This window comes from Rhodococcus sp. NPDC057014, from assembly GCF_042673295.1.
Taxonomy (GTDB): Bacteria; Actinomycetota; Actinomycetes; order Mycobacteriales; family Mycobacteriaceae; genus Rhodococcus_F.
In genome coordinates, this window is the sequence record NZ_JBHUSF010000002.1 from 82,317 (window position 1) to 108,580 (window position 26,264).

Annotated in this window: 20 protein-coding genes and 2 pseudogenes; 10 read left to right on the top strand and 12 right to left on the bottom strand. The window is 65.9% G+C overall.

Annotated features, from left to right (window positions below):
• Positions 1-56: 56 nt before the first annotated feature.
• From ACFTZB_RS00890 to ACFTZB_RS00905, 4 genes are all read right to left on the bottom strand, one after another.
• Positions 57-461 carry a Zn-ribbon domain-containing OB-fold protein gene (locus tag ACFTZB_RS00890; RefSeq protein WP_378429661.1) on the bottom strand — a complete coding sequence of 135 codons (405 nt, stop codon included), beginning with the start codon at positions 459-461 and terminating at the stop codon, positions 57-59.
• A complete protein-coding gene (locus ACFTZB_RS00895) occupies positions 458-1,564 on the bottom strand; it encodes a thiolase family protein (RefSeq protein WP_378429662.1) in 1,107 nt (368 codons plus the stop codon). Before ACFTZB_RS00895 ends, ACFTZB_RS00890 begins: the two co-directional genes overlap by 4 nt.
• 53 nt (positions 1,565-1,617) lie before the next feature.
• On the bottom strand, positions 1,618-3,237 hold the full coding sequence (locus tag ACFTZB_RS00900) for an AMP-binding protein (RefSeq protein ID WP_378429663.1): 1,620 nt from the start codon (positions 3,235-3,237) through the stop codon (positions 1,618-1,620).
• Positions 3,238-3,949: 712 nt separating this feature from the next.
• Complete coding sequence (locus ACFTZB_RS00905) at positions 3,950-4,591, bottom strand: GntR family transcriptional regulator (RefSeq protein ID WP_378429664.1); 642 nt, start codon at positions 4,589-4,591, stop codon at positions 3,950-3,952.
• Between the two features lie 1,026 nt (positions 4,592-5,617).
• On the opposite strand from ACFTZB_RS00905, the gene tcuA reads away from it, so the two are divergent.
• From tcuA to ACFTZB_RS00935, 6 genes are all read left to right on the top strand, one after another.
• Complete coding sequence (gene tcuA, locus ACFTZB_RS00910) at positions 5,618-7,090, top strand: FAD-dependent tricarballylate dehydrogenase TcuA (RefSeq protein WP_378429665.1); 1,473 nt, start codon at positions 5,618-5,620, stop codon at positions 7,088-7,090.
• 622 nt (positions 7,091-7,712) lie between these two features.
• Entirely contained in the window at positions 7,713-9,128 is a 1,416-nt protein-coding gene (locus ACFTZB_RS00915) for an aldehyde dehydrogenase family protein (RefSeq protein ID WP_378429666.1), read from the top strand.
• 253 nt (positions 9,129-9,381) lie between these two features.
• Positions 9,382-10,644, top strand: a complete 1,263-nt coding sequence (locus ACFTZB_RS00920) for a CaiB/BaiF CoA transferase family protein (RefSeq protein WP_378429667.1) — start codon at positions 9,382-9,384, stop codon at positions 10,642-10,644.
• Positions 10,644-11,444, top strand: coding sequence for an HpcH/HpaI aldolase/citrate lyase family protein (locus tag ACFTZB_RS00925; RefSeq protein ID WP_378429668.1), 801 nt, complete (start codon positions 10,644-10,646; stop codon positions 11,442-11,444). The genes ACFTZB_RS00920 and ACFTZB_RS00925 overlap by 1 nt, the downstream gene beginning before the upstream one ends.
• Before the next feature lie 482 nt (positions 11,445-11,926).
• Entirely contained in the window at positions 11,927-13,264 is a 1,338-nt protein-coding gene (locus ACFTZB_RS00930) for a sugar ABC transporter substrate-binding protein (RefSeq protein WP_378429669.1), read from the top strand.
• Positions 13,265-13,346: 82 nt separating this feature from the next.
• Positions 13,347-14,270 (top strand): ATP-binding cassette domain-containing protein, encoded by a 924-nt coding sequence (locus ACFTZB_RS00935; RefSeq protein ID WP_378429683.1) that lies wholly within the window; start codon positions 13,347-13,349, stop codon positions 14,268-14,270.
• Between the two features lie 602 nt (positions 14,271-14,872).
• Here the strand turns inward: ACFTZB_RS00935 and ACFTZB_RS00940 are convergent.
• Positions 14,873-15,403, bottom strand: a complete 531-nt coding sequence (locus tag ACFTZB_RS00940) for a glutathione peroxidase (RefSeq protein WP_378429670.1) — start codon at positions 15,401-15,403, stop codon at positions 14,873-14,875.
• A 1,922-nt stretch (positions 15,404-17,325) separates the two neighbouring features.
• Between ACFTZB_RS00940 and ACFTZB_RS00945 the strand changes: the two are divergent.
• A pseudogene (locus ACFTZB_RS00945) lies at positions 17,326-17,542 on the top strand (helicase); the annotation flags it as partial.
• A gap of 166 nt (positions 17,543-17,708) precedes the next feature.
• Here the strand turns inward: ACFTZB_RS00945 and ACFTZB_RS00950 are convergent.
• The 3 genes from ACFTZB_RS00950 to ACFTZB_RS00960 are packed head-to-tail and all read right to left on the bottom strand — an operon-like array spanning position 17,709 to position 20,756.
• Positions 17,709-18,506, bottom strand: a complete 798-nt coding sequence (locus ACFTZB_RS00950) for a hypothetical protein (RefSeq protein ID WP_378429671.1) — start codon at positions 18,504-18,506, stop codon at positions 17,709-17,711.
• Positions 18,506-20,422 (bottom strand): hypothetical protein, encoded by a 1,917-nt coding sequence (locus ACFTZB_RS00955; RefSeq protein WP_378429672.1) that lies wholly within the window; start codon positions 20,420-20,422, stop codon positions 18,506-18,508. The genes ACFTZB_RS00950 and ACFTZB_RS00955 overlap by 1 nt, the downstream gene beginning before the upstream one ends.
• Before the next feature lie 4 nt (positions 20,423-20,426).
• A complete protein-coding gene (locus ACFTZB_RS00960) occupies positions 20,427-20,756 on the bottom strand; it encodes a hypothetical protein (RefSeq protein WP_378429673.1) in 330 nt (109 codons plus the stop codon).
• A 406-nt stretch (positions 20,757-21,162) separates the two neighbouring features.
• Between ACFTZB_RS00960 and ACFTZB_RS00965 the strand changes: the two genes are divergently transcribed.
• On the top strand, positions 21,163-22,239 hold the full coding sequence (locus ACFTZB_RS00965) for a YhcG family protein (protein ID WP_378429674.1): 1,077 nt from the start codon (positions 21,163-21,165) through the stop codon (positions 22,237-22,239).
• 324 nt (positions 22,240-22,563) lie between these two features.
• Here the strand turns inward: ACFTZB_RS00965 and ACFTZB_RS00970 are convergent, their stop codons facing one another.
• On the bottom strand, positions 22,564-22,782 hold the full coding sequence (locus ACFTZB_RS00970; RefSeq protein WP_378429675.1) for a hypothetical protein: 219 nt from the start codon (positions 22,780-22,782) through the stop codon (positions 22,564-22,566).
• 381 nt (positions 22,783-23,163) lie between these two features.
• Here ACFTZB_RS00970 and ACFTZB_RS00975 point away from each other — a divergent pair, with 381 nt between their 5' ends.
• Positions 23,164-23,661, top strand: a complete 498-nt coding sequence (locus ACFTZB_RS00975) for an N-formylglutamate amidohydrolase (protein ID WP_378429676.1) — start codon at positions 23,164-23,166, stop codon at positions 23,659-23,661.
• A 165-nt stretch (positions 23,662-23,826) separates the two neighbouring features.
• On the opposite strand, the gene ACFTZB_RS00980 is transcribed toward ACFTZB_RS00975, so the two are convergent.
• A complete protein-coding gene (locus ACFTZB_RS00980; protein WP_378429677.1) occupies positions 23,827-24,171 on the bottom strand; it encodes an Lsr2 family protein in 345 nt (114 codons plus the stop codon).
• A 153-nt stretch (positions 24,172-24,324) separates the two neighbouring features.
• Here ACFTZB_RS00980 and ACFTZB_RS00985 point away from each other — a divergent pair, with 153 nt between their 5' ends.
• The gene (locus ACFTZB_RS00985; RefSeq protein ID WP_378429678.1) at positions 24,325-24,576 is read left to right on the top strand and encodes a hypothetical protein; all 252 of its coding nucleotides are present in this window, start codon (positions 24,325-24,327) and stop codon (positions 24,574-24,576) included.
• A 388-nt stretch (positions 24,577-24,964) separates the two neighbouring features.
• On the opposite strand, the gene ACFTZB_RS00990 is transcribed toward ACFTZB_RS00985, so the two are convergent.
• Both ACFTZB_RS00990 and ACFTZB_RS00995 read right to left on the bottom strand, forming a co-directional pair.
• Positions 24,965-25,330, bottom strand: coding sequence for a WhiB family transcriptional regulator (locus ACFTZB_RS00990; RefSeq protein ID WP_378429679.1), 366 nt, complete (start codon positions 25,328-25,330; stop codon positions 24,965-24,967).
• A 326-nt stretch (positions 25,331-25,656) separates the two neighbouring features.
• A pseudogene (locus ACFTZB_RS00995) lies at positions 25,657-26,264 on the bottom strand (ATP-binding protein); the annotation flags it as partial.

Sequence of the window (26,264 nt, forward strand, 5' to 3'; positions counted from 1 at the left end):
CCAATTGTATGCAAATGTACACCGAAGGTGTGGGCTGGTCCGGAAGGTCGACGAGCTCAGCTTGCCGTCCGGAAGTACGGAAGCCTGATCCCGTCGACCTCCGGGCCGAACTCGACCGCCACCGGCATCCCGATGGAGAGCTGGTCGAGGGGGGTCCCCCTCAGGACGGAGAGCATGCGAACTCCCTCCTCCAACTCGACGTCCACGAGCGGGTAGGGAGCCTCGTCGGTGAAGGCCGGGTGCACGGGCTGCCTGACGACAGTGAACGAGTAGATGCGTCCACGCCCGGAGAGCTCACGCCAGCGGCGGTTCCTGCTCCAGCAATTGGCGCATCCGGGCCGGGGGTAGTGCTGCAGCCGGCCACAGTCGAGGCACTCCTGCGCCGTGAGCACCCCGTCCCGGGCACGGTCCCAGAACTCCTTGTCCCAGTGGACAGGTGTGGGGAATGGTCGTCCGGTCACAGCGGCTCCTTTCCGAAGATGGCCCCTGACGTGACAGCGAGGTTTCCGCCGTAGGCCAGCAGACCGATGCCGGTCACCAGGCCGACGTCGGCCTTGGCGAGCTGACGACGGCCGGCTTCGCCGCGTAACTGCTCGACGGCCTCGAGGATGGGGACGAAGCCGCCTCCGATCGCGGCCTGACCCACCGACAGCAAGCCGCCACCGGTGTTGATGGGCAGATCGCCGTTGATCGAGATGTCGTGCTCCTCGATGAACTTCCCGCCTCGTCCGCGGGGAGCAAACCCGAGGTCCTCGAGAGTCTTGACGATCGCGATCGGATAGTCGTCGTAGAGTTGCAGGAAGTCCATCCGGTCCCGGCCGTAGCGCTCGAAGATCTTGTCGGCGATGGTGACGAAGCCTGTTTCGATGCGGTCGGCGGTCTGCTTCGACGCCTGGTGGCTGATGCGTTCGGCGTAGGGACCGATGTGCACCGGCCGGTGATCCGACCGTGCAGCGAGTTCCTCGACGCCGATCACGACGGCGGCGGCACCCGCACACCTCATGACGCAGTCGTTGAAGCGGATCGGGTCGGAGACGAGCCGGCCGTTGACGTAGTCCTCCACGGACAGCGGCTCGCGTAGGAGGGCGGCGTCGTTCAGCTGCGCATGGCTGCGGAAGGTGCTCGAGATCTTCCCCAACTGCTCCAAGGTGATGTCGTACTCATGCATGTAGCGCTGCTGGATGAGCCCGAAGAAGGTGTTGGCACCGCCGTAGCCGTAGGGCAGAATCCAGCTTCGGTGGGCGTAGTCGTTGGGGGGCGCACTGGCGTCATGCTGCAGCCAAGGCATGTCGGCCCGGTTGCCACCCGCTACGGTGACCACGGCCCGGACCGAGCCGGCCTCGATCGACTCCTTCGCCCGGAAAAGACTGATCAGGCCCGATGCGCCGCCGAAGTCGGACTTCATCGACCAGTTGAGCTCCATACCGAAGTGCTCCGCGATGGCCGGTGAGTCGTCCTTGAGTGTCATGGTGCCGATCGCGAGGCCGTCGATGTCCGCCTTCTCGAGACCGGCATCGTTGATTGCTTCGACGATCGCGTCGAGCATCAGCTCCTCGTCCGTCAATTCCGAGGTCCTCGCCAGAGGCGTTTGACCGATGCCGAGGATCACCGCGCGGCTCATCGGGGAACCGCGATTCCGACCGCCTCCCGATCCCACACTGCGTGGGTGGAGTGCCTTTCGCGGAGCCTGTATTTCTGGATCTTTCCCGTCGCCGTCCGCGGCAGCTCGTCTACGAATTCGATGTATCGAGGGACTGCGAAGAACGGCAGCCGATCGAACGACCAGGCGCACAGCGCCTCCGCGGCTGCGGGACTCACATCCGCCCCCGGATTGGGTACAACACACAATTTGACGTCCTCCTCCGACAATGGGGATGGGACGCCGACGACCGCGACGTCGAGGGCGTCGGGATGCTTGCGGAACACCGCCTCGACTTCGTAGCTCGAGATGTTCTCGCCCCGCCGACGGATGTAGTCCTTCTTGCGATCGCTGAACCAGAGATAGCCGTCGTCGTCGAAATAGCCCAAGTCACCGGTGTGGAACCACAGGCCACGAAATACGTCGAGCGTCTCTACCGGTCGTCGCCAGTAACCCTCGAACATGATGTGCGGCTTGCCAGGTCGGATGACGATCTCGCCCACGACGCCCGCCGGGACCTCGAGGCCCTCGTCGTTGAAAATGCGGACGTCGAAGTCGCCCTGGCGCCGTCCCGACGAGCCGACGGGGTGATCGGGGTCGCCTTTCTGTCGGGCCGTCACACCCCATGCCTCGGTCAGCCCGTAACGGTTCGAGCCGGCCTGCTGCACTCCGAACCGTTGTTTGAACTTCGCGATGTCGTCGCCGGTCCAGGGCGCGCCCGCGACGCTCCGCAGTTGCCCATGGCATGCGAGACTCTCCGGCGAGTCCGGGGCGTTGGCCACGAGCGGGATCATCGCCCCCAGCAGGCTCGTGGTGGTGGCACCCGACCGCTGGATCTCCTTCCAGAAGCCGGACAAGGAGAATTTCTCGGCAATGGCAACCTTCGCGCCGAGGCGCATCGTCGCGAGCACGTTGATCGCCAGTGCGTTGAGGTGGAACAGCGGCAACGAAGTGAACATGACATCGTTTCGCGTCTGGTCGATCGCTTCGCTGCTACGGCGTGCCACGTGGAGGACGTAGTCATGGCTGACCATGCAACCCTTGGAGACGCCTGTTGTGCCGCTGGTGTAGATGATGCAGCTCAGGTCCCCCGGACCGGCCGGGACGACCGGTTCCGGCCCCGCCTCCGTGAGCAGGTCCTCGATCGGGCGAGCACCGTATGTCGGCGCATCCGGATCATCGTGAACGAAGTGGACGACTTCACGGCCGGCCCCGAGAACGACCTCCGCCACATTGGCTGAGAATCGCGCGTCGGAGACGACCACCCGCGCGGTCGAGTCCTCGACGACGTGTGCCAGGAGATCGCCTTTGAGAGCGGTATTGATGGGCACATAGATCGCGCCGATCTTGTTGGCTCCCAGCCAAAGGGCCACGGCGTACACGTTGTTGGCAAGAACCGCGGCCACCGTGTCCCCCGACCCGACGCCCTGCGCCTGGAGTCCCCGCGCGAGATCGGTCGACAGTTTATCCACGTCGCGGTACGTGTACGTTTCACCGCCGAAGTCGAGGAAGGGTTCATCGGGAAAAAGCAGCGTCGATGAGCGGAGACACTCGACGACGGTGGTGGGTTCGCCAACCTTCACTACTCCATCACGCACGTGGGACCTCCGTAGATGATGACCGCGGGAAACCGCGGCACTCGATTGCATCCCATTGTATACCGTTCCGTACCGGAGGTGTCAAGGATCTGGACGGCCACCGGCTCGTCCCGCCTCGGCGGTAGTGCCGGCAGCGCGGGAACCCCGGGGGGGTGGCGCACACCGGTCCGTCCTCGCGGGCTCGCCATACCGTAGATTTTCCCCTGCCCGACCCGCATACGCTCGAACAGGATTCGCATCTCGCAACGAAGGACGCGGTATCCGCACCTATCCGAACCCGGGCCGGTCAACAGATCTCCGCCCCCGGGGGAGTGCCGTCAGGGAGCCGGGCAACATTCTGCGCCGCTTCCCGAATGATCACGGGGGCACGTGATGCGGCCACGCTCGAGTGTTCGTCGCAACCGTCGCGACATTGGGGCAGCGACGGGTCGCCGCGGGCGGCTGATCTGACGTGTGCGCACGATCTCCAGCTCCGCGTGCGGCTCGCCGGGCGGGCTCTCGATCGTTTCAGGGGTCCCGAACGGCGGGAACGACGAGACTCGGTGGGCTGCGGCAGTTCCGGAGTCGGAGATGCCCCGAGTCCAGACACTCACCGGCCCTGCCGGGATGAGCCGAGGTCCAGCCGAGCAAGCGACAAACGTCGGAGGGGACTCATCTGCGACAGCATCCGTCCCGAACGGACGTGTGCCGCCTCCCCACTGCAGACGCCGGATCAATCACCGGGCCACATGGCGATGCGGGTGTCTCGCGCTTCCTGCATGTGGGTGCGCGCCAGCTCTCCCGCCTGCTCCGCTCGACCGGCGAGGATGGCCTCGATCAGAGCTTCATGCTCCGCGAGTGCGTCCTGCCAACGGCCCGGGTATCCGTATGTACTGAGCGGATAGCGTCCGAGCTGAGAGGTCAGTCGCTCCAGCGTGTCGATCAGCGCGCTGTTGTGAGTTGCGTTCCATATCGCGCCGTGCAGCCGGAGATTTTCTGCTGCCTGCTCCGAGACGCTGTCGTCGCCCAGCTCGTGCATGCGGGCCAGGATGCGGCGCAGCGTGATCTCGTCACGGGTATCGTGGCGAGCTGCGGCGATCTCGGCAGCAACGCTCTCCAGCGGCACACGTACCTGGAAAATCTCCAACAGATCCTGCAAGCTCTGCCTTTTCACTTCCAGTCCGCGGGAACCGCGGACTGCGAGCCCTTCCTGCTCGAGCTTGCGCAACGCCTCTCGCACGGGAGTGCGACTGACGCCGTATCGCTCGGCAAGGGCCAGCTCGACCAGACGCTCCCCATCGCTGAACTCCCCCGTGGTGATATCGCGCAGCATCTCGTCGTACAGCGAAGGGCGGTTCGGTGCCTGCATGTCCATTACCTCCCCATCACTGCCAGCAGAGATCGGCACACCTCGGCGGCGCCCACTCCAGTAGCATCCCAGCGTATACTATGGCACACCTCGAGGTGCTGCGGCCGGCGTGCCTATCGCACCACCGGCGAGGGTGTCCATGTCCGAGTTCGGGACGTGCAGGGCAGTTGATGCCTCGGGGCATCGAGGACACCGGCGACCGTTCCCGTGACAGTCGGGCATGGACGGAACAGGGTTTCGATGAATCCGGACATCATGGCCACGGTCGCCGGGTCCGCAGGCGGATACCGCTGAACGCGTCCCGCCTGCGCCGGGATCAGGGTATCTCCCGCAACACCTTCCCCCACCCTGGTGGGCAAGGTTTCGCGCCGAAGGCGCCGCCGCGTTCACCACTCGATCAATCCTGCCCGGCTCGAGCACCTCAGCCCAGGCCCCGGAGGAATCGCGTGAGCCCACCAGGAGCTCGCCGACGAGGGCCTCGACAAGGGCCCTACCGCGATCGTGTGGCGGCTCGAAGCGCAGGGGATCACCCCGCGCCCTCGCGCTCGACCGTGTACCGGGCCCTCCGCGCGCGCGGACAGATCGTTCCTCAACCCGCAAGAAGGCGTTGCCAACTCAGGTGAACGTGACCGCTGGGAGGATCGGCGGGACAGGCCGTGAGGTCACCGGGAGCGCTCCGTGGGCGTTCTCGCCGTCGTACACCGGCTACAGGTATCCGCGGGAAGCATCGCGCGGTGCGAGTGCGGCCGTTCGACCGCTTCCCGCCGAGCTTGCGGCGAGGTCGATGAACTCATACTGGTCCGCGGCGGGATCGTCCCCTACGAGACCGTCCGGCACGGTGCGGCACATTCGGCCCGCCTACGCGGCCGGCCCGCGTCGTCGCCGACCCGCCCCCATCCGGCGACGAGCGGCGAGTTCGCGGAGGCGAATTCCCCTGGAACGAACAAGGTCTTGCCATCCTGGACACCTCGGTATACAGTCGTATACCAAAGTTAACGATGAGATGAGGTGGGATCCGTGTCAGGAAGTCGCGTGATCGTTGTGGGCGCCGGCAATGCCGCGCTGTGCGCAGCATTGGCTGCGCGGGAACGAGGTGCGGAGGTCCTCGTTCTCGAGCGCGCCGACCGGGAGCGACGAGGAGGCAACACCGCGTTCACGGCGGGAGCGATGCGCGTCGCCTACAACGGCGTGGAGGACCTGCGGCAGCTCATGCCCGATCTCACCGACGAGGAGGTTGCGAACACCGACTTCGGCGCCTACCCGGCCGAGGCATTCCTCGACGACATTGCTCGTGTCACTGAGTACCGCACCGATCCAGACCTGGCCGGCCTCCTCGTGGAACAGAGCTACCCGACGCTGTCCTGGATGAAAGAGAAGGGCGTGCGCTTCATGCCCATCTACGGCCGCCAGGCGTTCAAGGTCGACGGAAAGTTCAAGTTCTGGGGCGGTCTTACCGTCGAGGTCAACGGCGGCGGCCCGGGGCTGGTCGACTATCTCACCAAGGCGGCCGAGCGCGATGGGGTGAAGATCGAATACGGCGCCCGTGCCGTCTCTCTGCTGCACGGCGATGACGGTGTCACCGGTGTGGTTGTCAACCAGAACGGCTGCACCCGTGAGGAACAGGCCGACGCAGTCGTCCTGGCCAGCGGCGGCTTCCAGGCCAATACCGAGTGGCGGACCCGGTACCTTGGGCCGTCCTGGGACCTGGCCAAGGTACGCGGAACGATGTGCAACACCGGCGATGGCCACCGCATGGCCCTCGATGTCGGTGCCAGCCCCACCGGCAACTGGTCGGGCTGCCATGCCGTCGGCTGGGACCGCAACGCCCCCGAGTTCGGTGATCTCGCCGTCGGTGACGGATTCCAGAAGCACAGCTACCCCTTCGGCATTATGGTCAACGCCCAGGGACGTCGCTTCGTCGACGAAGGTGCGGACTTCCGCAATTACACCTATGCAAAGTACGGCCGCCGAATTCTCGAGCAGCCGGCCCAGTTTGCGTGGCAAATTTTTGACCAGAAGGTGACGCACCTGCTGCGCGACGAGTACAAGATTCGCCAGGCAACCAAGGTCACGGCACCGACGCTCGAGGCGCTCGCGGAGAAGCTCGAGGGCGTCGACCCGGTGGGCCTGCTCGAGGAAGTCCGGGCGTACAACGCATCGATCGACACCGAGACGCCGTTCGATCCAAATGTCAAGGACGGCCGTGGGACCCGCGGTCTGCACGTGAACAAGACCAACTGGGCCAACACTCTCGACGAGGGCCCTTTCGAGGCCTACCAGGTCACCTGTGGCATCACCTTCACCTTCGGTGGCCTACGGATCAACACCGACGCCCAGGTCCTCGACACCGACATGAACCCGGTCCCGGGTCTCTACGCCGCCGGAGAGTTGGTTGGCGGTATCTTCTACTTCAACTACCCCGGCGGCTCCGGACTCACGAACGGTTCCGTCTTCGGCCGGATTGCGGGCTACGGGTCAGCCGAGGCAGCGGCCACGCGAGCATGACCACCATCCAGCCTGCAACACCGTGAACAGGTCTAACACACTGGCCGGCGCGGGTCTGCACGTCATCCCAACCCGCCGACGCGCAACCTGATCCACCACCCATGAATGGTCACGCGTGGCCTGCGGCGGCGGTCCGGACAGCCGTAGATTGAAGCACTATTTGCACAGCACTCGCCGCTCGCCGACCGTCGCCGCATCGATCCGAATCGATGCAACGCGAAAACCCCTTGACGTTGCCCAGGCCTGTGGCCGAATCCTGGGACCGGCAGCACCATGCTGCCTGCCGATCCTGGGACGTCGCATTGTTGTACGCCACTGAGCCGGACGCCGGTCGAACCGCCGGCCCGTTCGCGGCCAGTACCGTGACCACGCCGTCGCTGCCAACGCAACACATCGAACATGGGAGGACTCACACCGAAACAGCGGACTCGAAACCGATGATTCCCCCTGGCAATCGCCACACCTCACCAGGGCATGAGCTGCCACCGAGCCGGCCCATCACGACGGGAAGTCACCGGCGTCGTCCCGGCGAGGCCATTACGTGGCGTCGCACCGGCTGGGAGCACAGCCGCATCGACGTCAGACCCAGCACATCACGTACCCACGAGCACGAGGTAGCCCGATGACCATCACCGAAACCACGACCAACACGGGTGGATTGCAGCTCGCCAGCGAGCGAATTACTGTCCTGGACAAGTGGACAGGCGAAATCATCGCCGAAAGGCAGACCGTCTCCGGCGCCGAGGTCGACACCATCGTCCGCACAGCAGTTGCGGCGGCAGAGGTGCCCTGGGCTCCCGACCAGCGCGAGAGGTCGCTTCGTCGAGCCGTGGAACTGCTCCAGCAGCGCAAGGAACATATCCTCGAAACGATGATCCGCGAGACCGGTTACACCCGACGCGATGTGGAAAACGAGTTCTCTCGAGCTATGTCGACCCTGTCGCTCTGCGCAGAGGAGGCAATCCGAATCACGGGTGCGATCGTGCCTGTCGCCGCCAATGCCGCCTTCGCGAATAGCCTGGCCCTCACCGTCCGAGTGCCCATCGGCGTCGTCCTGGCGGTGACGCCGTTCAACGCCCCGTTGAATACTCCATGCCACAAGATCGGACCGGCGCTCGCCGCGGGGAACGCCGTGATCCTGAAACCCGCAGAGCTGACCCCACTGACGGCTGAGCATCTGGTCTCTGCGCTACACGACGCGGGCGTACCACGGGGTCGACTACAGATCGCCCACGGCCGCGGCGAGACCGCGGGTCATGCGCTGCTCACTCGCGAGGAGATCGGCTTCACGACGTTCACAGGCTCGACCGCGGTGGGCACCGTAGTCAAGTCCGCCACCGGCGTCCGGCCGGTCTCGCTGGAGTTGGGCAGCATTTCCCCTACCCTCGTCTGCGAAGGCGCGGACGTCGCCCACGCCGCAGAGCAGATCGTTCGCGGATCGTTCCGCAAGGCCGGACAGGTTTGCACTTCGGTCCAGATCGTCTACGCGCACACTTCGCTGGCCGACGAGTTGACGACGGAGATCGTCCGTCGCACGAAGTCGCTCGTCACCGGTGATCCGTGGAGCTCGGACCCCGACTTCGGCCCCGTGATCTCGACCGAGGCGGCGGACCACGTCACCCGGCTCATCGAGGCGTCGGTGGCCGCCGGTGCCCAACCGCTCACCGGCGGAGGCCGTACCGGCACCCTGATCGAGCCCGTAGTCCTCGGCGGCGTGCGCGACGGTATGCCGATCACCCGTGAGGAGGCGTTCGGACCGGTCGTGGGAATCACGACCTTCGACTCAATCGACGATGCCATCGCCCGTGTCAACGCGGGCCGATACGGCCTGCAAGCCGGCGTCTTCACCGACTCGCTCGACATCACCCGGAAGGTCGCCCTGAACCTGCAGGTCGGCGGCGTGGTCATCAACGGAACCTCCAGCACACGCTCGGATGGCATGCCCTTCGGCGGACAGAAGGACAGCGGATTCGGCAAAGAAGGCCCCGAACACGCGGTCCGGGAGATGTCTGTCGAGCGCCTCGTCTTCATGGTGTGAACGACGTTCCCCTTCGATCGTCGAGATTCGATCGACATCGCGGTCCCGTCCCAGGCCGACTTCCGGCCTTCCCTCGGCTTCACCAAATACCGGATCATCCACCCGGCGGGGATTCCGGTCTTTCACGATCGACGTCGACGCATCCCGCTCATGCGAGCGATCACATCACCGGAGTCAGGGGCACCTCATTCCGTCCACGAAAACGGTCTCGGCACACGTTATCCCGTCACGTTCCTAACCCATAGGACTATCCATGAGTGCGTATCCAGACAATGCAGCTGCACAATCGAGCGACGGCAAGACCGGCACGGCCGCGCACACCAGGGGACCGTTGCACGGCATCCGCGTCCTCGACATCAGTACCGTGTACGCCGCACCGATCACCGCCATGCTGCTCGGCGATTTCGGGGCGGAGGTGATCAAGATCGAACACCCCTCCGGCGATCCCGCCCGAACACATGGGGCGCACAAGAACGGCCACGGACTGTGGTGGAAGGTCATCTCACGCAACAAGAAGTGCATCACCCTCAACCTCAGCACAGCGGAGGGACAGCAGATCCTTCGCGACCTCGTCGTCGACGCCGACGTGCTCGTGGAGAACTTCCGGCCCGGTGTGATCGAGAAGTGGGGGCTGTCCCCCGACCGACTGCACTCCCTCAACCCGGGGCTTATCATGTTGCGGGTCACCGGATTCGGACAGTCCGGCCCCTATGCCGCACGGCGTGCATTCGGTACCCTGGCCGAGGCGATGAGCGGATTCGCCCACCAAACCGGGGAGGAAAGCGGCCCGCCGACGTTGCCACCGTTCGGTCTCGCCGACGGTGTCGCGGGCATCGCCGGCGCATTCGGTGTAGCGACGGCGCTGCTTCACCGCAACTCACCCGAGGGCAAGGGCAAGGGGCAGGTCATCGACCTCTCGCTCCTCGAACCACTGATCGGGATCCTCGGCCCCGGTCCCACCGCCTTCGACCAACTCGGTACCATCGCCGGCCGAAACGGCAACCGTTCACCCAACAACGCCCCCCGCAACACCTATCTCACCAAGGATGGACGCTGGGTCGCGATCTCCGCCAGCGCTACCTCCATCGCCGAAAGAGTCATGCACCTAGTCGGCCGACCGGACATCATCGAACAATCTTGGTTCGCCTCCGCCGGTGAACGCAGTCGCAACGGCGACCTCCTCGACGAGGCCGTCGCGAAATGGATCGCCGACCGCCCACTGGACGAGGTCACTGCCGAATTCGACAGAGTCGGCGCCGCACTCGCCCCCATCTACGACGTCGAACAACTCATGAACGACGTGCACGTCATCGCCCGCGACGCCATCACCACCATTGACGACGAGGACCTCGGCCCGGTGAAAATGCAGAATCTCATGCTCCGCATGCTCGGAACCCCCGGGGCCATCAAGTTCCCCGGTCGCCGACTCGGCCAGGACAACCAGCAGTTCTACCGGGACGCCCTCGGAGTCGACCAGGATCGACTGGAAGCACTGATCGAAAAGGGAGTCGTCTAGTGGAACGCAGCTACCTGTTCGCCCCCGGCCACAACGAGAAACTGCTCACCAAGGTCTTCGACGCCGGCGCCGACGTCGTCATTCTCGATCTCGAAGACGCGGTCCCACCGGACCACAAGTCCCGGGCGCGAACGAACGTCGCCGCCATCCTCGCCGTCCGCACGGCCTGGGTACGGATCAACGCCCCGCACAGCGAACTCGCCCGCGAGGACCTCACCGCCGTCAGCGAGCACGCTCACGGAATCCGCGTCCCCAAGGTCGAGTCGGCCGAGGACGTTCGATGGGTAGCCGACCACGCGCCCGGAAAACCGTTGATCTGCGCCATCGAAAGCGCGAAGGGCATCGCTAATGCCTTCTCGATCGCCGCCGAACCCAGCGTCACGCACCTCGCACTGGGCGGGATCGATCTGCAAAAGGACCTCGGCACCGGCGACGGAGATGCCCCGCTGCAGTATGTGCGGTCCCACCTCGTCGTCGCCTCCCGCGCCGCGGGAATCGCCCCACCGATCGACAGCGTCTACCCCCACATCCGCGACAACGACGGACTCAGCCGGCAAGCCTCCCTGAGCCGTTCGCTGGGCTTCTTCGGCAAGTCCGCGATTCACCCCGCCCAGCTGCCGGTCATCCACGAAGCGTTCAGCCCGCGCGACGACGAGCTCCACTGGGCGCGAGAGGTACTCGTCGCATTCGAGAAGGCGGGCGGATCCGCGGTCAGCCTCCCCGGTGGAGAATTCGTCGACCTCCCCGTTGCCGAGCGTGCCCGCAAACTCCTGTCTCTAACCCGGGACATCTCAACCTAGCAACCGTGGCCTGTCCAGAACCCCCGGAGCACGACATATGGAGCGGAAACGGAACTGAGCGGTTGGAGATCCGCCTCGAACACCGGCAACGCGACGGATTGACCGTGCGGTCGTCGCCGTCCCGAGCCAAGTTCGAGACCAGTTGAAAACTCGGGCCTTCGCTCCCCTGCTGGGGAAAGCTCAAGCTTCGTGCTGACCATGGCATCTACTGCCCCATCCAAAGCTTGGGAACGACACGCCGGATGCCCGGTTGATCGGCGCGGAAGTTATACGAGGTCGAGCAGGCGAAGGGTGAAAACCACGAGCCGTCCGAAGCGGCCCCATGGGAAGAAGGTCCGTGAAGCGATGAAGCGTTTCGTACCCGAGCGTCAGACGCTCGAGCGCCGTGGAACCCAATCCGTTGACGGACTCGCCGCCGGCGCGAACCGGCGACCGTCAGAAATCGAATTTACTCAACGTGAAGACTGTCGAACAGAGGTGCCATGATCGTCGATTCTGCTGCGTCACCAATGACTTCAAGAAGGAGCGTACTCAAGGGAGGGGCCGTTCTAGGGCTGCTCGGAGCTTTCGGATCCCTGACGGCGTGCGCTCCCGCCGCCTCCGGTGAGGATTCCAAAATCATCGGAATGATGCATTATATCTCGAACCTCTTGGCGCTGGAGGGCGCGGGGAGGGGGTTTCGCGAAGGCCTCATGCAATTGGGCGGGGAGTACAAGTCGACATCATATGACGGAGACCAGCAGAAGATGATGTCGCAGCCAGAGCTCTTCGGCGCACTCCGAGCGACCGGCGTCCTCTCGTTCCTCGTGGCCGATGGCGCGGTGCCCATGTATGCATCGACACTTGCCCGCCAGAAGATCTCCTACCTGAGCCTGGGTAACCGGCCCACCTGGACGAGTCCGCACGACCCCCGCTACAACGGATACTTCCTCGGCACGATGGGAACATCCTTTGCCGAAGAGGCATACGTTATGGCCGACTTGCTATTGAAACGGGGCGGCGGCAGGGGAACTGCTATCGTGCTCGGCGGTGTCAAGGGCGGCCTTTCATCCGAGGCCCGTATGTTCGGGGTGAAGCAGGCTCTCAGCAATTATCCGGACGTCAAGGTCGTTGCAACTGCGTATACCGACTGGGACACCACCAAGGCTCAATCCGAATTGTCCGCCCTGCTTCCGACGTATCCCGACGTGGACTTCATCATCACCCTGAGCGACGGCATCGCCATCGGTGCATTGGCGGCTCTCAAGGCCACGCGCAACACGCGAGCACTGCTGATGGGTGCCGACGGCGACCCCGCATTCCTCGAGGCAATGCTGAAGGAAGACCGTCTGGTCGGAACTGCGGCAGGGGTAATCGCGGTCGCAGGAGCCTACGCGGCAGCGAGGATCTACGACCAAGCCCATGGTGTCGAGTTCAATCCGCTCGAGTCCTTCCTCAACTACGACAGTCTTATTGTTGATACGCCGGCCGCGGCGGAGGAGTTGCTGAAACTGACAAGCCCGGACAGTCCGTTTCCTTATGACGTCACGAAGATGTCGCGGCACCTCCAAGGCGACAAGTGGGAGTTCCCCCATAAGTTTGAGGTCGCCGATGTCGAGAACTTCGACTGGGGCTCAAAGCCGGGTGTCAACAAGGCCGAGCGACCTGCCGACTTCGCGTGGCCCGAGTCTTATCAAACAGCGCTCGACGCGGGCGAGATCGAGACCATCAACATGGATTGGGCCAACCGCATCAACGATCCATATGGCCCGGTCCGAGAAAAGGCCGAGACGAAGAGCGGTGCACTCGGTACCTTCAAGGCCCTTGGGCTCACGACGTGACGAATTCCGCCACCATCCTTCAAGAACGACGATCGACAACGGTTTACGACATCCTCGTTGCACTCGATGATGTGAGGTCCAAATCCGCCGAGGGGAGGTGGTGGGCCTCGTCGGCGAGAACGGCGCCGGAGAATCCACTCTCCTGAACCTGCTGTCGGGCTCGGAGACTCCGGATGCGAGGCAGTACGGGTCACCGGCGGGACGCCCTGCGGCGAGCAGTTCGGATTTCCTTCGGACTTCGGGAACCCTCGCGCCGGCAGGTGCGTTGATTCGAGAGGAGCGAGGCCGAGGCCACCATGCCGGGGCCGTGGGTGTCCGTCCGCCAGATCGGTTGCCAAATCGACCCCGCATACCCGTTCATCCGGAAGGTGGTGAGTCCGGCGAGGAAATGCCGACTGCTATCCCCGTCCGCCGGGGCATCCACGCGGCTTCATTCAGTCGGTCGCCAACGCTGGCGCGTCCGGGGATGGCTCGCGGACGAGGGCTAGCGTCCACGACCTCCGCGCACCGGCCATCGAACAGATGCCCGCCACCCGGTGATCCACACGCGCTGCCCCCATTGAGGAGCGCACTCATCCAGAGAGACGGGTCACAACTCCGAACCCACCCACAAGGGCGCGGAGCCGGGATGCGACAGCAATCTCGGACGACGCCAACCAGATATCGCGGACAGGGACATGTCCTCGCTCAAACAAGTTGTCGCAGAGTATCGCTCCTGCCACCGCTCCAACGAGGTCGACCGGGCTCCGGCGGGACGTCTGCTCTGCGTTCGTGTCGGAACGCTGCTGCAGATCCCGCAACATGCTCCGTCCCGCTGAACAATGCGACGCTACGCGACGACCAACTCGATCGACCCGAACCGCGGTGCATGCAGCAACAGAAGTGGAATTCCGACAGAAACACCGAGCGAGGACATCACACCACCAGATGTCCTCGCTCGAGATGGTTACCGGAGAGCAACGCGCTCTCCTGCGGAGCGACAACTATCTCGGATGACGGTGAATAGACACTGCCCGAGATGGTCGACGCAAATCGCCAAACTCCACCGCCTTGCGGGATCAACATGGAGGACATGGCCGCGCCCTTCCAGCACCTCTGTGAGGGTCTCGGCAGTGCGCACCACCGGCCCACAGCCGGACGAAGCGAGGGAGTACATGGACGGCCCGCGACTTCACCGGTTCAGCTCAGGGTCTCTGCGGACCCCTTCTCGGACAACGTGACACCCCTGGTGCGCGGTGAGCAGCGAATCGAACAGCGGCCGGGATGACGCCTTCGGTGACGGTCTTTGTGCGACGACCGCCGCCGAAGGACAGAAGGTTCCCGCGGTGATTCCCGCGAGGTCCGATCACGGGGCCGACCGCAAGCGCAAAGTCAGCGCAGACGGCCGGCCACCGAGCTTCGATCAGGCGCCGCGAGTGGTGAAACGGGGACTTCGAAGCGGGACTCCGAACAACCATCAAGACCCGGCATTTGGCCCACCGCTCGGTGCGCACCTCAACACGGACATTCGTGCCTGGAACGAGAATCCACGACCTACGGCCGGGTCGAGACCGCCGACGAGATCCTCGCGGCTCGGAACCACTGCGACCCAATCGACCGCGTAGGCCGCTAGAGAAGTTCGGCCAGTTCCTCGGCGATCTGCTCGGGGGTGACGGTCGGTTCGAAGCGGCGCACCACCTCCCCCTCGCGGTCGACAAGGAACTTCGTGAAGTTCCACTTGACCTCGTCGGTGCCGATCGACTGGGGGCGGGTCTTGCTGACATGCTCGTACAAGAAACCGCTGTCCGGCCCGAAGTCACCAGGTGCCTCCGCGCGCAGGTACTCGAACAGCGGGTCCGCGTCGTCGCCGTTGACCTCGACCTTGCTGAATACCGGGAACGTGACATTGTAGGTGGCGCTACAGAACTGCTGGATCTCGGCGTCATCGCCCGGTTCCTGGTCGCCGAACTGGTTGCACGGGAATCCGACGACCTGCAGGCGGTCCTTGTTGTCGCGGTGCAGGGCCTCGAGCCCCTCATACTGCGGGGTCAATCCGCACTTGCTCGCGACGTTGACGATCAGCAAGAGCTGGCCCTTGTACTTGCTCAGGTATTCGATTGCGCCGTCAGCGGTCTTGACGGGAAAGTCGTGTGCGTTCATGGATACTCCCATTGTTCTGTGGGCGTGGATGTGTCAAGGTTCGATGCATCGCCCGGCCTGCCGTCCCAGATGGACAACACGATTCGAGCGAGGCCGGCGGCGATGGCCGACCGTGTCGCCGGGCTGAGATTGTCATCACCTTGAGGCTACGACATTCTGGTCCGCGCTCGTTCTTCGTGGGGTGCCGCATGACTCCAATTCGAACAGCGGACCCCGTCCGATCTAGGGAGAGTGACGTCGCCGTCGTGCAGGCCAGCGAGATCGCCGGGGTGTTGTCAACTTGCTGGTTCAGCGGGATCGGGGCGTGCAGGTGTTCGCAAGCCTGGTTGTCGGACGCATGGATCAGGCAGCCCGGTCCGAGGCCAGCCCTCCCCTCCGACGACGACCACGGCGGCCAAACCGCCGCGGACACCGAGGACGCCTTCCCGTTCCCCGGGCCGCCAGATCGGATACGGCGCGCTCGGCGGCATGGCGGTCAACCGCCGCAGACGGTGACAGACTCCGACTCGGACGCGTCGACAACGTTCACATCACCCCGAGCGATCGTATGGTGCACATCAGCAAACCGCGCCGCACGCAACACTCCAACACAGGCGAGCAGAACCCCGAGAACAGACCTTCTCCGGCGGCCAAGTCGATGAGAAAGGACACGAGCGGGTGAGGGCGGACAATATTCCTTATGTGAGCGCTCGCCCGAAACAGATCAAGGAGCCGGCGACGGCCGCCGGAATCACCCCCGACTCCCTCCACCCATGGGCGGCACGCCCTCGCTGCCGCGGAGACCAAGATCGGGGCCCCGACATGGGGCCGCCGGGCCGAATGCCTTCGACTGCTCGGGCCTGGTCGAATGATCGCACCAACAGGCGGGCGTCGCCGTCCCGCAGACCACCTACGAACAGGTGAAGGGTGGTACTCCCGTTGCCCGAGGTGAGCTGCAGCCAGGTGCTCGTTCTGTGCTACGGCGACGAACATGTCGGCCTCTTCGAGGGCACGCCATGGTCGTCCACGCGCCCACCGCGGGTGAGCCGGTCGAGCGCGCACCGTCGGATTTGATGCCTTTCAACGCCGCACGCCGATATTGATCTGCCCGACCCGCCGCCGATAGCGGGCCTTCACATGCGCCCCCGAACGACGCCAGAGGCGAATGCTTCGGATCTGGCGACACCGCTGTCGGGACCCTCCGTAATCTCGTCCGGGACGGGACTTGACCCCGGGACCGACGCTTCGGTCGAGAACTCGCTACGGGATCGCCACCGCGGCTGCCACCGGTCGGCGACTCGCTCCTCTCCCGGCGAGCGTCTCGAAACTGGGGTTTGAGGTCGGCCCGAGCGGCCGAGTCAACAGGACCGAACCGCTCCTGCGCAGCGTCGAGGTCGGCGTCGCTGCCGGCCGGGAATCTCGCCGGCGCCGGTGCGGTCGCACCGGATCGACGCGAGAGCACCCCACGCGGTGCAGCGGACGGGTGCCCCATTCGATCGCACCGGCTGACATCACCCGGAGTGCGTACCCGACGGGCGGCGCCGGCACGCGCCGCAGTCGTCGCCCGGGTAGGTGATTTGCTGGGCAGCTCCGCCGACGGAGGAAGGCGGCAGGCACCGCCGTCGTGTCGTCGGCGAGTAGGTACGCCGCGGCACCGACGCCGACGAGGAGAATCTTCTCGTCGGCCCGCCGCACCGGTGCATGCTCGTCGACGATCATCCCTTTCGGCCCGCGCCGTCGCATGGTGCTCCGGTTGCCGAGATCTGCCGGCGGCCGTCACCGCTGCCGAGACTGTCACCGCGAAGCTAGGCGGAAGTAAGCCCAACACCGCGTGATCCGAGTCCTCCGAAGGATGCGGCGCCGCCGAGGGACCGCCGGAGGGAAGCACCACGACGCGACAATCGGCGTTATGTATGCGTAGTTAGCGATCCGTACCAATCAATGAAGAGCATGGCGACGCCTTCGGCCCCGTGAACTGTGTTAACCGCAAACGGTGAGCAGGTAGGCCAATGGCTCTACCCAGCAGTGACGAAGTGGCGAGCCAACGCACTGCCAGACGATTAGAGGCTTCCGCGCGCAGTTCTTGGGCTCCCCAGCCCGGGTCCACGGGTGCCACGACTATTCCGCACATCCGGCGGAATATTCACCCACCGACGTTGACCCACGGGCAGATTGACACTCGCACTCCATATGGCGAACGGTGAGGGCCCCGGTAGGCAGTGCCAGTGCGCACACTCGCGGTGAGAGCACCGTGCCGCTGAAGCGATCTTGTCGATTCGGTCTTGTCGATTGCTGCCTACGCTCGGCCGAGGTAGGCGGCGGATTGTCAGATCCAGTCGATGTGGACCGAATCGATGTGGTCGAAGTGGAACCCGAACTGGTCGCTGTACCTGTCGAAACCCTTGTTCTCCGGGTAGTCGAGGGTGGCGTGCCGCTCCAGCAACGCCACGACCCGGGCGTGATCATCGTTCGCGAGTGCGGCGGCGAGTTCGCGGGACTCATCTGTGCTGAACGGGGTGTCGGAGTTCGCGAAATCCAGGGTCCGGACCCGGTAGTCGTAGCCCTCGTCGGCGCCGTTGCGGACCATCACACCGCCCCGGACCCGGATCACCGCCCGTTTCGGGGTGCCGTCCGGCCGCAGCACCCCGGCCCTTTTCATGATGTCCTGCGCCTTCACGGATTTCAGTTTCTTGCTCGCGTCGGCCCGCAACTCGCTGGTTTCCCCCGACCGGTACCGGGACACCGCGGAGCGGGACCGCCCGATCATCGCGGCCACCGCATCGACGCCACCGAGGCGTTCGATCGCCGCACGGCGTTGGGCTCGCTCGAGCACATCCGCGTGCGGGATGCGGCCCTGCTGCGCCCACCGCCGCAACGTGCGCGCCGACGGTGGGGTGCGGCCGGCGTCGATCGCCGCCTGCCGCAGGCCCTCGTTCCCGAGTTCCTTCCGTAGTTGTGTGACCGACACCTTGCTGGTCAGCCCGGCCAGGCCCCCAGACTTGACCTGTTTGGATTTTTCGACACCGCTGGTCGCGGCGTCGGCAACGGAGACCTTGAGGCCGTCCAGACCGACCGCCTGCTGCGGCAGCTTCGTGGTGCGCGGCCGCGGAAGATGCTGTGCCATCAGAGCACCCCCTCCCCGTCCTCGGTGTTGTCGTCGTCGTCGGCGAAGTCGTCGTCGGCGAAGTCGTCGTCGGCGAAGTCGTCGTCGGCGAACGCCGCATTGATCGCCAGTTTCACCTCGTGCACATCCTCCGCCGACGCCAGTGCGGACAGCAGTGGGTCGGTGAGGGGGGTGTCCTTCTCCACCGACATCTTCCCCAACGCCGCACTCTCATCCGCGAGGTCCTCCCCGTCGGCGAGCAGGTACACCCAGGAGTCGGTGACCGTCCGGATCGGCCACCGGCCGTGTTCGCGGGCGATCCGCATCGCCACCCGCCGCCCGCGCCACCGGCAATGCGCGATGATCGCCGCCCGCCACACAGGTTGGTGATGATGGGCCATCCGGGTCGCGGTCCACATGTCCGGGTTCACCATCCGCCCGATGTACCCCTTGTAGCAGGACCCGACGAACAATTTCGTCGCCGCATCCCCGGTATCCACCGACACCTTCCGGGCCTCACGCAAAATTTTCGCCCACTTGTCCAACACCCGGCCCTGCTCCGGAAACACCCACGCCTCCGTGATGTCCAGGTCGTCGAGGTCGGCGCCGATCCCCCCATCCGCGACCGGCTCCCTAAGCCCGTCGAGGCTGACCGTGGTGACCCAGGTCTGCACCGGCTGATCGGTGAGCATGTGCGGGTGCGGGGGCGGCAGTTTCTCGGGCAGCGACAGCGTCTGCGCGGCCGGGAGGGTGATCCGCCACAGCCCGAACGGGGCCCCTTTTTCCCCCACCGCCGCCGCGGCCGCCGCGTGGCCGGTCAGGTGGGTGGGTTGCCCGTACCCGAATTCCAGCATCCCGGCCGACGCCAGGTAGGCGGCGCGTTGGTCGATGGACACCAACCGGCACGCCCCCTCCAGATCCTGTTCGTCGGGCATTCGGGTCCACCCGGCCGCGGGTTCGAGGTCCCCGCGCGGGGCCCCGTCCAGCGGCGGCACCGGTCCGGCGGTCGCCACCGCCAGGCCCTTGCCCGTCCGGGTGCGTTCGCGCTTGATCTTGTCGACGATCGCGGCGCCGGTCCGCGCCGGTGTCGGCCCGGGGAGTACGCCGAGGTGTTTCGCGCACCAGGCCAACCGGCGCCCGAGTTCACGGGCCGCGGGCAGGTCGTCGTCGGGGAGATACGTTCCGGCGGTGGGTGAACCGAGGATCCCCATGTCGCCGAGACGGTTGTTCCAGCCGAAGTCCTTGTTCCAGTATGTCCACATGTATGGCTCGAGCACCACATCGACCATCGAGGTGAACTTGCCGATCGTCCGGGACAGGTGCACCACGTGCCCCGGATCGCCGCGCAGCTCCCAGCCCGCGTTCAGCATCGGTGTCAGGGTGGCCTGCAGGACCGCGGTCAGGTCGGTGGCGGCGCGGGTTCGCAGCGCCTCCGTGTCCTTGAAGTCGTCCTCGTCGCCGGGGTCGATCACCCACCCCAACACCTCGCACGCGCCCTGGTTGACGATCCACACCTGCGGTGGGGTACCCAGCGGTTTCAGGGCGGCCCAGCGAATCAGTTTGTCGAGCTTTTCGACCGAATCGACCGGGCCGGTCAACTCCCGCCCCGACGGCGTATACGTCCCGTCGGCGGTCACGATCACCGCGTGCTCATCCGCCTCGACACCGACCGGTAGCGACTCCCACACCGGCCGGCTCGGTGCCGTCGCCTCGGGTTCGGGCGCAGCCGATGGTTCTGCGGCAACGGTCGGTGTCGGCGATTCCGCCGGTTCCGCCTCAGCGGTGGATGTCGGCGATTCCGCGGCAGCAGTAAGTGTCGGCGACTCTTCCGCGGCGGTGTCCTCCGCGTCGACCTCGGCGGCATCGTCGGTGGCAGGATTCGGGGCGGAGGGCTGGTGCAGGTCGAACAGGGCGATCTGCTCCCACGGACGGCTCATCGGTTCACTGCTCCCGGATCCGGCCATCGGGATCGGCCGCCGGGACGTCGTAACGGTCCAGCAACTCCTGCAGCGCCACATCGACGACGCTGGTGACCGTGAACCCTCGGTTTTTCACCAGCCACTTCAACCGGGCCTCCGTCGACGCCAACACCCAGGTGTTCAGCTGCACCTTCACCGGCCCCCTGCGGGACTCGAGCTTCGACGTCAACGCATCGGTGGGCGCCGCGGCGACGGGACCGCCCGAGGTTCGGGCATCGGTGCGCGGCTTCGACGTTCGGCCCCCGCCGCTCGGCCGCGACGAGTTACCGCCGCGTCTTCCGACCTGCGCCATACCCCACTCCTCTGCCCGCTCACCTTGGCCGCCGCGCATGGTGCCGGCCGCCGCTGGACCCAGACTAGTCGATACACGCACGATCACACGCTTGATTACGCGCAGTGTTGCACGCAGATTTGCGCGCTGAACTCTGCGCCCTGGGCTCCGGTCGGATCGCCGGTTCCCCCCATCTCCCGAATGCGCGTCACTCGAATGGGTCGACGACACGCGATCGTCGGCTTTCACGCGAGCAGGGCAACGGCCAGCGGTACCGCCGATACGGGTAGCCAGACTGTCCTCGATCCGCTAGCCAGCGCGACCGGTCATCGATCCTCGAACGGCCCTGGTCAGTGGCCCAGATTCTGCAGCTGGGTCGCATCCCCGCGATACCAGCAGGGTCAGCCGATTCCATTAGCCTCGAGGAATGTCCTCCCCCGTCCCTACCGACTACGCCGCCACGCTCGAGAGCATCAAGCGGCTCGTGCACGAGGCGCGCTACATCGCCCAGCGCCGAGTGAACACCGAACTGCTCAGGCTCTACTGGCAGATCGGGGCGACGATCATCGAGCGACAGAAGACAGCACCGTGGGGCAGCAAGGTCCTGTCCCGGCTCTCCGCGGATCTGCGCACAGAATTCCCCAATGCGAAGGGTTTCTCACCGGCCAACCTCAAGTACATGCGGAGGTTCGCCGAGGCGTGGCCCGACCAGGAGGCAATCGGTCAACGACCCGTTGACCAATTGCCCTGGGGGCATGTCATCGAGTTGCTCGAGAAGCTCGACGACGCCGAGTTACGCGACTGGTACAGCGCCAAGGACATCGCACACGGCTGGAGTCGTCCCGTGCTGGCACACCAGATCAAGACCCGACTGCACCTGCGCGAGGGTGCAGCCCCCTCCAACTTCCCGCACGCGCTCGAGCGCACCGACTCCGAGCTCGCTCAGCAGATCACCAAGGATCCGTTCACGCTCGAGTTCCTCGCCATCGACGGCGATGCCGCCGAGCGGCAACTCGAGGATCGGCTCGTCGAGCGCATCATCGACACCCTTCGCGAGCTGGGCCCCGGGTTCGCGTTCGTGGGCCGCCAGGTCCACTTCGATGTCGAGGGCGATGAATATTTTGTCGACTTACTCTTCTTTCACGTCGAGCAACTCCGGTACGTGGTCATCGAACTCAAGACCACGAAGTTCGACCCACGCGACGCCGGCCAGCTCGGCTTCTATGTCGCCCTCGTCGAGGACCGGCTGCGCAGGCCGCAGCACCAGCCCACGGTCGGGATGCTGCTGGTGGCGGACAAGAACGAGTCCGTCGTCCGGTACGCACTGGCCGGCACCACCCAGCCGATCGCCGTCTCCCGCTACGATCTCTCGCCCGCCGAGCAGGCCGCGCTCCCCGCCGAGGACGCCCTCACGCGCGCGGTCGCCCTCGAGCTCGACGACCACACCCCGCAGTCGACACAACCCCATCAGAAACAATCGTCACGTAGTGGATCCGGCGGATGACGCGGGACGTTCATGTCCGACAGGGGATCCGCTGACGGGGATCGGGCATCGCACCTGACGCGGGTGTCAGAGCGTCCGGAGCGCCCGGCACGGCAGGGACACCGGCCCTCGCCGCTGCACGAACTGCGTCGTCGCCGGTGTGGCGTCCAACCCCAAGGTCCGGGCATTAAGGTGCCCCGACGTCGGGGGGTGACGCCGGGGCGGGGGTTCCGAGAACCAGTTTGGGGGGGATCCCCGGAACGGCGCCAACAGTACACACCACGACCGACACGAACTTCGTGCGGCTACGTTCCGCGGTCAGGCCAACGTGGGCGGGGTCCACCCTTATTCGCGCATCCCGTCGGCGAGCTCGAGGACTCGTCCCAGGTACCGCGTCATGAAGGCATCGAGCGCACGCCGCGACAACTCGGGGTAGCCGGCCTTGCGGAAATAGTGCTCGAGATCGACGAGCTTCGTGCCGATACACACGCGCTGCTCATCCAGGTTCACCAACTCGCCCACCAAGCGATCGAGTTCGTCGGCCTTGCGCATCACACTGTCCATCGGTCTCACCTCGGCACTCGAGTTGGCGCGGGGCGGATGCTTCCCGAGGCGCTCGGCCTCCACCCGCCCCGCAATGGAGAGCGTAACACGTACTTCGAACATGCGTTCGAAGTACCTGTCGGTCCTCAGTCGCAGCCCGGTTCGGGGCGAAGGCCACACAGCAGCCCGGAGACCTCCCCCTCGCGGAGAGCCGACAGGCCGGTGGTCTCGGAGACAATCAGCGCCAAGCCCTGATCTCCCGGCCGCGGCCGCCTACCCGGCCTGAGAATCAGCGCAGCACACACAGCTTGTGGGCATTCGTGTCCACGAGCACGGGCTGTTGCCGCCGTGCGGGTGATCGCGCGGGACACCGTGAACGGGTGAACTTGTAGCCTTGTGCTGGTGTCCGCTCCCTCCGGCGACATCCCCAACAACCACCAGACGCTGCCGTTACTGACCACACTGGCGCCCTCGGCGCGCCCGCATGTCATCACCACCCCGGCCCGGACCGGTACGAACGTCGCACTGCGGATCCACACCTCGCTGACGGTGTTCGAGGTGGCGGCCGCACCGTGGGCTCCGGCGGTCTCGGGGTTCGTGGTCACCGTGCTCGTGCACAGCGTCGACACCGCCACGGGCCTGCCGCGGCATCTCCCGGTCGCCGAACCGGGCGAGTGGGCGCGGGCGATCTTCGCCGATGCCGACGCCGGGCAGGGGTATTTCCTCGGCGCCGTCGACCCGGACACCGGCGAGCACCGGGACGGGCAACTGGCCTACCGGCTCTACCTCTATACCGACCGGCAGCCGATCCGAGTGCCCCACCAGGTGGTCGGCTGTCCGCACTACCGGATCCGCACCGGCGGTACCGATCCCGAGATTCGGATCGTCACCACCGCCTGATCTTCACGACGTGCAGCGCGTGGGTCGCTCGCGGCGACTGTTCCGGTGCGGTACCCGGGGTATGCGCGCCACCATCGGCCTGTTCCACAGCGGATCCCTGCGCGAGTATTCCGCAGCCGGTGTGTTCGCCGACGGTGAACGACCCCGAGGACGGGTCACCCGTGGTCAGTGGGCGTCGCGGAAGGCCTGCTCGATCTCGGCGGGGATACGGCCACGCGAAGACAGTTCGTAGCCCTGCCCGCGCGCCCAGGCCCGGATCTTCTTCGTCTCGTCCGACGACCGCCGCGCAGCAGGGGCAGCCGACCGGTCCGCGCGGTGTTTGCGGCCGCCGACCCGGGTGGAGTGGGCGATGTAGTACTCGAACGTCTCGCGGAGCTCCCTCGCGTGCTCGTCCTTCAGGTCGATCACGTACTCGACGCCGTCGACGGCGTAGTGGATGCTCTCGCCGTCGTCACCGAACACGGTGCCGTCGATGTCGTCGACCAGCTCCACCACGACCTTGCGTGCCACAGATTCACTCCTCGCGTTCTTCGTCGGTCCGGATCTGATGACAGTACTGGAAGTATCAGGTAACCCCGCCGAGCTCAGTGGCCGACAGCGGGTCCGGCGACCATCGGCGGGTGGATTCGCCCACTGGTGTGGGCGCCGGCCTAGCATCGTGCAATGACGACGATGAGGTCGCTACCGCTGAACGCGATCAGACTCGGCTACCGCATCGCGCGCCTTCCCCTGCGGCTGATGGAGGACGTCACCGCGTCCGAACACATCGCCGTGTTCGCCTATCGGTGCGATCGTGTCGCCGCCCGGATCCTGCGGGACGAGAGTCTGTTGTTCGTCGACCCCGAGCCCTCGGCGGTGGTCCGGCTGCACGACTTCCGGGACCGACTCCGTGGTCGCAACGATCCGACGCAGTGAACGAACACCGACCTCACCACGGGTGAGGACCGAGATGGGGGTGCCGAACCGCCCTGCCTGGGTGGTGCGCGGCGGAACTCGCCGTATTCTGCGCGCGGGCCAGGCGCTGCTCGGCCCACGACCACCGCCACCGCTCACCCGGTGGTGCCGGCCCGCCGAACATGATCGACGACGACGGCTACGGCGCGGCTCGAGGACGCATGGCAACAGACGGTGCGACGGCAAGGCCGCCCCATCCAGCCGCGTGGAAGCCGACCACCACCGCCTCCGGTGATGTGCGCCCGGAGCCGATCCAACACCCTACGCAGATGGTGGGTGCCTCCAGCAGGGCACGGGGAGGCCGCCGGCCCGGCGCCCGTGGTGCATCCGAGGATCGGTGCCGCGTCCGCTACCGGGCGGATGCCCACTCGCGTTCGGCACCGTCGGATGCCGGTCGCCGCGGTGGCAGCGATCGGCGTTCGCGACCACCGCGGCGGCGGGCATGCCGCCTGCGCTCGGTTTCGGTCATCCCGCCCCAGGTTCCGTACGGCTCACCCGTCGCCAGGGCATGGTCACGGCACGCGGCGAGCACCGGGCAGTTATGGCAGATCTGCTGGGCCCGGAGTTCGCGCCGGGCCCGGGCCCGGCCGCGTTCGGTGTCCGGGGAGAAGAACACCGACACGTCGAGTCCGCGGCACGCGGCCCGCTCCTGCCACCCCACCCCGGCAGTCGGGGTCTGGTAGGCCGGTAGCGGTGCGGTTCCTGCGGGTGCCACTGCCGATTCCCTTTCCGTTTCTTCCGAGCCCGTCGTTGCTCCGAGCCCGGGAATGGAGCGCCGGGCCGGGACAAGGGGCGTCGGACCCTCATGTGGCCAGGGGGTCCCGGTCACGCCGTGCTGAGAGAGCAAACCGGTCACCCTGTTCGCAGAGGTATACCGGAGTACGCGGCCCCGGCGCCACTCGGTCGCATGTCCAACATCTCCGCCGGCCAAGATTCCGACGCAGCGGTTCACCTGCACGTTCGTCGGCATTCGTGCGTTGTTCATTCCACACGGCGCCCTCGGGCGCACCGATGGATCCGCTGGCGGCGCGACCTCAGAGTTCAGGAATGCCTCGGCAGCCCGAGCGCGGCGGCGTGCTCGCGCAAGTACTCGCGCAGGTACGGCATGGTGAAGTCGAGCATCCCGTGACCGACCGACGCGACCAGCTCGGCGTCGATCAGCCGCAACCGGTACTGGCTGGCATAGGTGCCGTCCACGCCGAGTCGGACGGCGATCTGGCCGATCCGGCTCGGGCCGTCGTCCTGCGACATCGCGACCAGGAAACTCCGGTCGACGTCGGAGATCCCCGCGAGGCTCGGCTCGAGGACCAACGATCCGATCCGGCGGCGTGCCGCGGCGACACCCACGGTGACATCGCCGGTGGAGACCACCGCCGCGGTCCGGTTCTGCCGCCAAATGTGGTATCCGACAAGCTGAATCAGAAACGGATAACCGTTCGTGGCCTCCGCCGCGGTGCGGCAGTCGGCCTCCGCGATCGAGCGCCCGGTGCCCTCGATCGGCTCCCGGATGGCCTGTGCCACCTCTTCGAGGGGCACCGCACCCAGGGAATGGCGGTCGGCCCGCCGCAGGAAGGTCAGGACGTCGTCGCCCAGGAGATCGCTGATCGAGGCGGGCAGACCGGCGGCGGCGAAGGCCAGTTCCCGCTCTT